We start from the raw sequence: 10,285 nt of genomic DNA on the forward strand, positions 1-10,285 counted from the left end.
CTGAGCGCCTGCGGGCCCGGGGGGGGGGGGGGGGGGGGGGGGGGGGGGGGGGGGGGGGGGCGGCCCGGCCCGCGCGGCCGCCCCCGTACGGAACGGCCGCCCCACCGCGCGTACCGCGCCCCGTCTCCCGTCGCCCGTACGAGGTCCCGCCCGGCGGCGGTCAGGGGCGATCGGGGAGGGCGCGGGCGAGGGAGTCGAGGGCGGCCACCGGATCGGGGCCGGCGGGGGAGAGGACGACGCAGGTGGCGCCCGCGGCGTGCCGGGCCGCGATCGCGGCGCGCGCCTGGGCGGGGGTCCCGGTCACGCCGAGGGCGCGCACCCAGTCGGCGGGAAGGGTGCGGGCGAACTCCTCGGGACCGGAACTCGCGGCCCGGTGGGCGCGCAGCTCGGCGGCGAAGGGCAGCGGGTCGATGTGGGGCGCCCAGTCGGGTTCGCCGATCGCGGAGAGTCCGGTCCGGGCGCGGTCGAGGGCCGCGTCCTCGTCGTCGTCGACGGCGGCGATGTCGTACACGACGACCTCCGGCTCCGGTGCTGCGGCGGCGCCGGGACGGGTGAGCGAGGCGGTGATGTAGGCGGGGGCGGACGGTTCGGCGAGCAGCAGCCCGTCGGCGGCCTCCCGCGCCATGGCCTGCGACCTGGGCCCGCGCACACCGAGCACCACCGGCGGAACGGCGTGCGGGACCTCCGTCAGCACCACCCCCTCGCACCGCACGTACCGGCCGTCCGCGGGGCCGGGCTCGCCGCGCAGCAGCGCGCGCAGGGCGGTGGCGTACTCGCGGAGCAGGGTGAGCGGGCTCTCGGGCCAGCTGCCGATCCGGCGCATCCAGTCGGGCATGCCGTGGCCGATGCCGGCGATCAGCCGGTGGGGGTGGAGCTGGGCGAGGGTGGCGAGTTCCATGGCGGTGAAGCAGACGTTGCGGGCGCCGGCCGGCATGATGCCGATTCCCACGGTGATCCGCCCCGTGGCGGCGAGGAGGGTCGCGGCCTGCGCGATGCCACCGCGGTAGCCGAGGTCCTCGACCACCCACACCTCGTCGAACCCGAGTTCCTCGGCCCGACGCGCGTACGGGACCAGCTCGTGCGCGGGCAGGTCGCGGGGCAGCAGGACGCCGACCCGGTGGCGGTGGGTGTCGGTGCGGGGCATGCGGCTCCTCGGGGGTGCGGTGGGCCGGTGGCCGGCTCCGCCTGCGAGCCGGTGAGGATCAGTCGATCGCGCCGCGACCGCGGTGTCCAGCCCCGGCCGGGCGCGAGGTGCCCGGCCGGGTGTACGGACGGGTGCGGATCAGCGGACGGGGACGCAGATCTCGCACAGGTGCCGGGCGAGCAGCGCGGGGCGGTAGCGCTCCAGAACGGGCCGGGTGGCGTCGAACGCGAGGCCCTGGGCGGCGAGACCGTCGAACAGCCCGGCCCAGGCCCGCGCGAGGCCCTCGGGGGTGTGGGCGGCGGTGAGGACGGCATGGCGCCCGCCGGCGAGGCGGGCCACCTGTATCCCGGGTCCTCGCACCGCGGTGTCCTCGGGAACGACGAGGCAGGTGTCGTAGCGGCAGGCGTGGGGCGGGGTGCGGGACGGGTCGTCATGGGCGATGCCCAGAACGGCGGAGTCGGCTCGCAGCAGACCGTGGGCGGCGGCCCAGGACTTGAGCTCCTCCATCCGGATCCCGTTCGCCTCGCCATAGGGGCCGGTGCGCCTCGAATAGGCGATGCGGGATTCCTCGATCATTTCCAGCGTGAACACGTGAATCATCCTCCGCTCGGGTGGTGTGGAGGAGACGGTAGCAAGGTATAAAAACGAAATCGGCGGGCTTTTTGAATTCCGTCATGCCGGTCGGCCCGCTGACCTGACCGGCCCTTGGTGCAGCGCTCGGTGGCGAACGGGAGGAGTCGGAGGTCCGGCCGGACCATGGCGATGAAAGGGAATTCGAGCGATGTCGACGGACCGTCGCCCGTCCGGCCGGAATTCGGCGAAACCCGCGGCCCGCTATCCGAGTCCGAGCATCGCCTCGGCTATCTCGCCGACCGCCGCGGCGGGGATCGCGGTGGCGGCCCCGTCGAGCACGAGCAGCCGTGCTCCGGGGACCGCGTGCGCGATCGCCTCGCCGTTGCCGAGGGGGAAGAAGCGGTCGCGGCGGCCGTGGACGACGAGCGTGGGGACGGCGATCCCCGGCAGGCGTTCGCGCCAGCGGGGCGCGCAGTCGAGCCTGGAGAACACCAGGCCCATCTGGTTGGCCATCTGGACCGGGGGCGCCGTGCCGGGCGTGCGGTCCCAGACGCGCGCGGCGACGGCGCGCGCGGCGGCGGGGTCGTCGCCGAGGATCTCCGCGGCGGCGCCCGCGAACTCCGCGACCGCCCGGCGGTCGCTCCAGTCGGGCAGCGGACGGGCGAACAGCCGGCTCATCGTCGCCGGGTCGTGGTCGGGGAGGTCGCCGTCGGGCGGGCCGGGGGCGACCGGGCGGGTGCCGGCCAGGGTGAGCGCGCGGAACGCGTCCGGATGGTCGAGCACGGCCACCTGGGCGACCATCCCGCCGACACCGATCCCCGCGAGGTGCGCGGGAGCGCCGCCGAGCGCGTCGGCGAGGGCCGCGGCGTCGGCGGCGAGGTCGCGCAGGGTGTAGGCGGGTGCCTGCGGATCGGCCGCCGTCGACTCCCCGCTGTCGCGCAGGTCGTAGCGGACCGCCCGCCGCCCGCCGGCGGCGAGGCGCTCGCAGAGCGCGTCGGGCCAGGAGAGCATCGTCGGCCCGCCCGCGAGCAGGACGAGCGGCGCGCCGTCGTCGCCGAACGACTCGACGCCCAGGTCCGTCCCGTTGACATGGACGGTGGTCATCGGATCACCGGGCCCCGTCGTGCCCGAGACCGCGGTCGGGCGCGCTCATGTCGCCCGTCGCGGGCGTGCCGTCGGCGAGCCCGTAGCGCAGGTACACGGTGCCCGTGGGGCCGGCCACCGGCGGTTCGAGGAGCGTGACGTTCGTGGGCACCGCGCCGCCGTCGAACACCTTCTTCCCGACGCCGAGCACGATCGGGTGCACCCACAGGTCGAGGCGGTCGAAGAGCTTCTCCCGCAGGAGGGACTGCACCAGGTCCAGGCTGCCGACGACCTTCACGTGCTGGTGCCGGTCCCGGATCTCGCGCACCGCGCCCGCCAGGTCCGGGCCGAGCCGGGTGGACCCGGCCCACGGGAGGTCCGGCGTGCCGCGGGAGGCCACGTACTTCGGGACGCGGTTGAAGAGCTCGGCGATCTCGCCCTCCTGCTGGTGCGGCCAGTAGGAGGCGAAGAGGTCGTAGGTGCGCCGGCCCAGCAGAAGGGCGTCGGTGCCCTCGTACGCGGCCAGGATCTGCGCCCCGGTGGCCTCGTCCAGCAGGGGCGCCTGCCAGCCGCCGAACGGGAACCCCTCCGGGTCCTCGTCGGGTCCGCCGGGCGCCTGCCCGACGAGGTCGAGGGTCGTGAACAGTTCGATGTGGATGAGGCCCATGTCTGTACTCCCGATGAGTCGGTCGTCCCGGTTCGCGATGTAGACCTGCCGGGGCCGGAAAACTCATCGCCGCGTCGGCACCCGGTTTCCCCGCCCGGCGGCCCCGTGGGTGTCCCGGACCGGGCGGACGGTCGGCGGCTCCACGCTGCGAGCGTAGCGCCAGGCGCTCGCCGGGGCGGGTGGCCGGTTGACCCGTTCGTGTGAAGGAGGACGCCGCCCTCGACGGCCGCCTCCGCCCGTCGGGCTGTCACAGGCGCCGGGCAGAATCATCGGCGTTCGCGATCACCACACCGACCCGGAGACCGACGTGTCCTCGCCGTACGATTTCACGACCTGGGAGCCGCTGCTGCGGCTCCTGCGGACCGCACACGCGCGGGAGGCGGCCGCGCCGGGAGGGCAGGTGTCGGGGAGCATCGGCCGCGACACGGACGACGTGCCGCTGACGGACGACCGGGAGGCGCGCGACGCGATCGAGCGGGTAAGGACCGCCCTCGCCTCGGCCGGGATGACGGACATGGGCTTCGCCGCCCGGATCCCGGCGAGCGGAGCGGTGGTGCTCCGGCTGTTCGACCGCACGGCGGCGACCGAGGACGCCGTCGGCAGCGTGCTGGGCGCGCTGACCCTGGTCGAGGGCGCCGTCCCCGAGCCGTGGCGGCGCCTGCCCGAACCCGTGGACGGGGCCCGGCCGGCCCCGTCCGCCGACCCGGAGTTGCTGGAGCGCAGGCTCCGCGACCTGATACCGGACGCGATCGGCGCCACCGAGGAGGAGATCGCCGCCGCGGAGGAGCGCCTGGGGCTGACACTGCCCGAGGAGGTGAAGGCGCTCCACCGGGTGACGCGCGCGCGGTGGGAGGACTGGCGGGACGACCACGAGGCCGAGCAGCGCGTCCTCGGCGCGGTGGGCTTCGACCCGATCCCCCTGGAGCACCTCTTCGTCGCCGACCTGTCGATGCGTTCGTCGTTCTCCTGGGAGCACGCGGCGACGGGGGCCGTCCTCACGGGACCGGAGGACGCCGTGCAGGACCTCGTCGGCTCCCCGGGGTGGATCGTCATCGGCGACACCGGCGGAGGGGACCAGGTCGTCGTCGACCTGACGCCCGGCCCCCGCGGCCACCTCGGCCAGATCGTCGTGCTCGACCACGAGCAGGCCGTCGGCGCGTCGCTGTGGGCCGACTCGCTGACCGATCTGGTCCTCGGCCCCGAACGCACCTGGTACACCGGACACCGTTGGGAGAAGCCGCCGCTGACGGCCATGGTCCACGACGGGAGCGCCGGGAGCATCGAGGCCGTCGCCCAGCCGGCGCTTGAAGTCCTGAGCATCGTGTCGCGCACCGGCGCACCCCTGAGCCTCGCCCCCCTCGTCGGGCTGCCCCGCCTGCGCACGCTCCGCGCCGCCCCCGGCACGCTCGCCGACCCGCTGCAGATCGCCGAGCTGACGGGCCTGGAGTTCCTCGAACTCGCGCCCGAGGACTGGCGCGTCCTGCTCGACGCCGGAGCGGTGCCGCGCAGCCTCTCGGCCGCCTCGTTCCAGCGCTTCGGGCATCAGGACCCGAGGTTCGCCGTGGCCCTGGCCGACGAGATCCTCGCCCTCTGGGACCGCCCGCTGACCACCGAGACGGTCATCAACGGCGACCTCGGCCCCCTGTCGTAGCCCCGCGCCACCGGCGGGACGGAGGCCAACTCGATCCGGAGGGAAGCCGCGATGCACACGGCGGTCGAGGTCGCCCCGCGCCGCGGCAGGCACGGCCCGGGGTCCTCCGGCACCCGGGCGCCGGCGGCCAGGTCGGTCCCGGAGGTGTGCGGGCTCGCCGGGCACGGTGTGCTGACGGTGCGTTAACCATGGGGGAAAGGTCTGTTCCAGGGCCGTGAAATCTCGGTCATGGCGATCCGGGAACCATGCGAAACCGGGCAGTGGCGCGGTCGACGAATGTTAAGTTACCCGTCGGTCAGGAGCGGCGTGCGGCTGCTCCGGGCCGTGCGCCCCGCCACAAGTCACCCCCGATCCAGCATTGTTGACCGGAAGGGACCCTCCACGTGACCGTGCGCAAGCTGACGATGTCAGCAGCCGCGACAACCACCGTGCTCCTCCTCTGCGGCGCCGTCCTGAACGGAGCGGCGGCAGCACCGGCCGCCGCTGCCGGCACCACCACCATCACGACCACCACGACCAACTCGACTACCGAGACGGCCGCTTCGGCCACATCGCCCGGCGCACCGGCGACGCTGGCACCCCCGGTGTCCGGGACGGCCGCGGCGACCCTGGCGACCCCGGCGCAGGGCGGCGCGCCGGCCACCGCCACGGCCGACCCCGGCCTCGCGCTCTCCTCCTACGACCCGGCCACCGGCACCGCCGTGCTCGCACCGGCCGCCACCGCTCCGCAGGCGCCGTCCCTCCGGGCCGAAGCCCCCGGCGCCGCCGCCGCTGCCGCTGCCGCCGTCCGGCCCGGGCAGCTGATCGACAGCCCGCCCACCCCCGCGGCCCCGCACGGCGCGCTGGTCGCCGTCACCGGCGTGCAGCCGGCCGCCGACGGGACGGTGGCCGTCACCACCCGCCCGGCCACCCTCCCCGAACTGCTCGGCGCGACCAGCACCAGCCTGCACAGCGCCGTCAGCCCGAGCGCGTTCCAGGTCCAGCCCCGGCTCGGCGGCGTCCAGGTCACCACCGACCTCGGGCCGGCCGGCGGCCAGGGCTCCGTCTCCGGAAGCCTCGGGCTCAGCGCCGACGCCACCGTCCCGCTGCCGAACGGGTCCTCGGTGACGCTCTCCGGCTCGGTCTCGCTCACCCCGGCCGTCGACTTCTCCTACCAGGGCGGCCTCGGCCTGATCGACCCCCAGCAGGCCCGGATCGGCTTCAGCCTGGGCGCACACGCCGACTGGCGCGTCAGCGGGAGCCTCGCGGGCGCCACCTCCGCCCGGATACCGCTGGCCACGTACAGCGCCAGCCCCGTGGTGATGGTGGGTCCCCTGCCCGTCGTCATCAACCTCACCTTCACCCTCTCCGCCGACATCGCCGCCGACGGCACCGTCACCCTCGACGCCGAGCAGGCCTACGACGGCCGGTGGGGCGTCCACTCCGACTACGTCAAGGGCCCGGGCTGGACCACCACCACCGACCCCGGGACCTCCACCGTCACCCCGCTGCGCCTCGACCTCAGGGGTTCCGCCTCGGCGAAGGCCGGTCTGCTCGCCGAAGGCTCGATCGCCCTGTACGACACGATCGGCGTCAAGGCGTCGATCGAGCCGTACCTGCGCGCCGCCGTCAGCGGCTCGGTCGTCCTCGACGGCGCCGGCAGCGCGCCGGAGGTCAACGGCACGGCCGTGCTCTACGGCGGACTCGACATCAACGGGGCCCTGATGGCGAAGCTCGCCATCCTCGGCACCCCGGTCCTCTCGGCGGACCTGCCCTTCCTCGCCTTCCACCGCGAATGGCGGCTGGCCTCGGTGAGCACCGGCCCGAACCCGCCGCGCATCGTGGACTGGACCCCGCTCAGCTCCGGCCTGGCCGACGACAACCGCTCCGCCCACCTGAAGACCCGACCGGACTGGGACCCGTACGCCCTCAAGGCGTCCTGCCCGGACGGCAGCCGGCTGATCGGGCTCAGCCACGGCGGTGACGACGGCCTGTGCACGGACGTCACGCAGGCGGACCTCTGGGACGCCGGCCGCGCGTACGCCGTCGACCACGGCGGCACCTACGTGACGACCGACTGGGCACCGGGGTACGCCAAGGCCCAGTGCCCCGCCGGTTCCTTCGTGTCCGGCTACAGCCGCAACGGCCGGACGATGGGCGTGCTCTGCGCGAAGTCGGCGACCCCGCCGGGGGCGTCGACCCGTACGCTCCGCTTCGACGACGGCGACAACCGCCCCGCGGTGGCCGGGGGCGGTGACTTCGCGTACGGCTTCGCCAAGGGCCAGTGCGCGGACGACGAGTTCGTCGCGGGGGTGGCCTACGGCCAGCCCTGGTGGCAGCTGTGGGCGGCGCGGCCGTACGCGCTGCTCTGCCAGAAGCTCGCCTGACGGCGACAGGACCGTCCGCCGCGCCGGACCCTGCCCACGGTGGTGTGGTGGGCGGGGCCCGGCACGGCGATCCGGCCGGTGGTGCGGCCGGCGGATCAGTGCAGGGGCACGACGGCGAGCGGGCAGGGCGCGTGATGGACGACCGCGTGGGCCACCGGGCCCAGGTGGGCGCCCAGCGGGTTGTGGTGGTGCCGGGCCCCGATGACCAGCAGGCCGGATCCGGCGGCCGCGTCGACCAGGGTGATCCCGGCGTGGCCCATCAGCACCTCGGTGGACACCGCGACCTCCGGGTGGTGCTCGCGCCAGGGGGCGAGCGCCATGCCGAGCGCCTGCCGCGCTTCGGCGGCCAGCTGCTTCTCCAGGCCGCCGATGGAGCCGAAGTGCAGGTACTCGGTGCCGGCCGGCGGCCCCCAGGCGTGCACCACGGTGAGCGGGTCCCGGCGACGGGCGGCGGTCCGGAAGGCGAAGTCGAGCACGGGATCGCACGGATGCGCGAGGTCCACGCCCGCGGTCACGCCGCCCGGCTCCTCCGCCCGTCGCGCGCCCGCGCCGCCCCGCACCAGCACCACCGGGCAGCGCGCCGCGCCGAGGACCCGATGGCTCACCGAACCGGTCAGGAAGCCCCGCAGCGAGCCGAGGCCGCGGGACCCGAGCACCAGCAGCACGGCCTGTTCCGAGGCCGCCGCCAGCGCGGAGACCGCGTCGTCCGGCGCCTGGGAGACCCGTACGTCCAGGCCGGGAAAGAGGGTCCGCAGCGCGTCGGCCTCGGTCGTGGGCGCCCGCTCCGGCCCCCGCGAACCGGCCTGCAGCACGTCGAGCGGCAGCCCCTGCCGAACGGCCTCGCGCGCCGCCCAGCGGGCGGCGGCCCGGCTGGGCTCCGAACCGTCGAAGCCGGTGATGATCCGGTCACGTGCCACGGTCCGCCTCCGATCCCGCCGCCCGCCACCGGCGGGCCGCCCTCTCCATGCTGCGCGCCGCCCGGCGCGGAGCGCGAGCGGTGGCCGCCCCGGCCGTGCCGCCCTGCCCGCCCGCCGTGAGGGGCCCCGGCGACGTGACGCCGGACCTCAGGGGGCCATGGTGAGGCCCGCCGAGGCGGCGCCCCGGCTGAGGACCACCGAGCGGATGTGCTCCAGGGCGCGGGTGTAGTCGGCGCGCTCGGGGGCGCGGCGGGCCGCCTGCCGGAGGTCGAGGACGCGGTAGGGCGGGCCGAGGTCCGTGACCTGGGGGATGAACTCGGCCTTGGTGACCGTCCAGCGCCGCTGCGGGGTGTCCGGCGGGGTGAAGGTGAAGCGGGCGATCGAGCTCCAGTTGCCGCGCGGGTCCTCGGCACCGTCGTAGCCGAACATGTGGCCGGCCAGCTGGTCGCCGAGGCCGTAGACGGTCCAGGTGTCCGCGATCTTCTCGTACGCCTGCGGGACGTGGGCGTGGGTGCCGAGGACGAGGTCGACGGCGGGGCGGTCCCCGGCCCGCGCGGCGGCCAGGTCGCGGGCCAGGGCGAGCTGCTGGTCGTTCGGGGCGTCCTGCCACTCGGTGCCCCAGTGGACGCTCACCACGACGACGTCCGCGCCGTCGGTCCGGGCGGTGCGGGCGTCGGCGAGGATCCGCTCGCGGTCGATCAGGTTCACCGCCCAGGGGCGGCCCGCCGGCAGCGGGATGCCGTTGGTGCCGTAGGTGTAGGCGAGGTGGGCGACGGTGGCGCCGCCGGCCCGGAGCAGCGCGGGCCGCCCGCCCTCGGCCTCGTCGCGGGCGGAGCCCGTGTGCGCGAGGCCCACGGCGTCCATGGCGTCGAGTGTGCGGCGGATGCCGTCGGGGCCGTCGTCGAGGGTGTGGTTGGAGGCGGTGTCGCAGGAGGTGTACCCGGCGTCCTTGAGGGCCCGGGCGACTTGGGGCGGCGACTTGAACGCCGGGTAGCCGGTGAACGGTCCGCCGTCGGGGCCGTAGACGGTCTCCATGTGGCAGATGGCGAGGTCGGCCCCGCTGATCAGGGGTTTGACGTCGGCGAACATCCCGGCGAAGTCGTAGCCGGACCCACCGGCGTCCTCGTTGGCCTGCCGGATGATCTCGGTGTGCGGCAGCACGTCCCCGGTGGCGACCAGCGTGAACGCGCGCGGCCCGGTGGGGGACCCGGTCGTGGTCGGGGACGCGGCGGCGGGCGTCGGTGTGGCACCCGGGCCGGCGGCCGGGGAGCCGCAGCCCGCGGCGACGAGGAGCAGCGGGACGGACACCACGAGGGCCGGTCGACGGGGCAGGCGCATAGTCGGCTCATCTCATGATCGGACGGTATTGCTGATACTCCGACTATGCGGCGCCCCGGCGGCCCGGCCCGGCCTCCACGCCCTGGGGTCACCCGAGGGAGCGGTCGGGGGGCAGGAAGGACTTGACGCCCTGTGGGGGGCGTTCGGGTCGTTCCCGCCGCGACGAGGTCGACGGCCGGCCCCGGCACACCGCGCCGGCACCGGTTGCCGGCGCTCAGCGACGGTAGACGGCCGCCGCGATGTCGACGAAGTCCTGCTTCCTTCCGTGCGGTGGGACCCTCTGGGGGGCGCTGCTGCGCCCTCACCAGGACGTCCCGATCCGCGAGGAGCCGCGCCCGCAGCTGAGCCGTTCGTCTGGAAACCACCTCCGGTCGGCGGTAGGCCGCGTGTCGCTCCCGACCGCGGGTGGTCCTGAAGTCGTAGCGGGGGAGGGGCACTTCGGCGGGGGAGTCCGCTACCGCAGGCGGATGCGTCGCGCCGTCGGGGCACCCTACGGTCGCCCCCCCCGGCCCCCCAGGCCCCCCCGGGGGAAAACCCGGATACGCG

Annotated in this window: 8 protein-coding genes; 2 read left to right on the forward strand and 6 right to left on the reverse strand. The window is 75.5% G+C overall.

Features of this window, described 5'->3' with window-relative positions:
- Window positions 1–160: 160 nt before the first annotated feature.
- From ABT238_RS38135 to ABT238_RS38150, 4 genes are all read right to left on the reverse strand, one after another.
- Entirely contained in the window at window positions 161–1,144 is a 984-nt protein-coding gene (locus ABT238_RS38135) for an LLM class flavin-dependent oxidoreductase (protein ID WP_350807031.1), read from the reverse strand.
- 138 nt (window positions 1,145–1,282) lie between these two features.
- Window positions 1,283–1,735, reverse strand: coding sequence for an AraC family transcriptional regulator (locus ABT238_RS38140; RefSeq protein ID WP_350564777.1), 453 nt, complete (start codon window positions 1,733–1,735; stop codon window positions 1,283–1,285).
- A 243-nt stretch (window positions 1,736–1,978) separates the two neighbouring features.
- Window positions 1,979–2,821, reverse strand: a complete 843-nt coding sequence (locus ABT238_RS38145) for an alpha/beta fold hydrolase (RefSeq protein WP_350807036.1) — start codon at window positions 2,819–2,821, stop codon at window positions 1,979–1,981.
- Window positions 2,822–2,825: 4 nt separating this feature from the next.
- Entirely contained in the window at window positions 2,826–3,467 is a 642-nt protein-coding gene (locus ABT238_RS38150; protein ID WP_350564773.1) for a dihydrofolate reductase family protein, read from the reverse strand.
- Between the two features lie 307 nt (window positions 3,468–3,774).
- Between ABT238_RS38150 and ABT238_RS38155 the strand changes: the two genes are divergently transcribed.
- Together ABT238_RS38155 and ABT238_RS38160 are read left to right on the forward strand one after the other, a co-directional pair.
- Complete coding sequence (locus tag ABT238_RS38155; RefSeq protein ID WP_350807042.1) at window positions 3,775–5,118, forward strand: SMI1/KNR4 family protein; 1,344 nt, start codon at window positions 3,775–3,777, stop codon at window positions 5,116–5,118.
- Window positions 5,119–5,501: 383 nt separating this feature from the next.
- Window positions 5,502–7,484 (forward strand): hypothetical protein, encoded by a 1,983-nt coding sequence (locus ABT238_RS38160; protein WP_350807047.1) that lies wholly within the window; start codon window positions 5,502–5,504, stop codon window positions 7,482–7,484.
- A gap of 95 nt (window positions 7,485–7,579) precedes the next feature.
- Here ABT238_RS38160 and ABT238_RS38165 read toward each other — a convergent pair whose 3' ends face one another.
- A complete protein-coding gene (locus ABT238_RS38165) occupies window positions 7,580–8,401 on the reverse strand; it encodes a universal stress protein (protein ID WP_350564767.1) in 822 nt (273 codons plus the stop codon).
- A gap of 147 nt (window positions 8,402–8,548) precedes the next feature.
- Complete coding sequence (locus tag ABT238_RS38170) at window positions 8,549–9,739, reverse strand: CapA family protein (protein ID WP_350564765.1); 1,191 nt, start codon at window positions 9,737–9,739, stop codon at window positions 8,549–8,551.
- Window positions 9,740–10,285 lie beyond the last annotated feature (546 nt).

The sequence above is a fragment of the Kitasatospora sp. NPDC001527 genome, assembly GCF_040298605.1.
In the GTDB taxonomy this organism is placed as follows: domain Bacteria; phylum Actinomycetota; class Actinomycetes; order Streptomycetales; family Streptomycetaceae; genus Kitasatospora.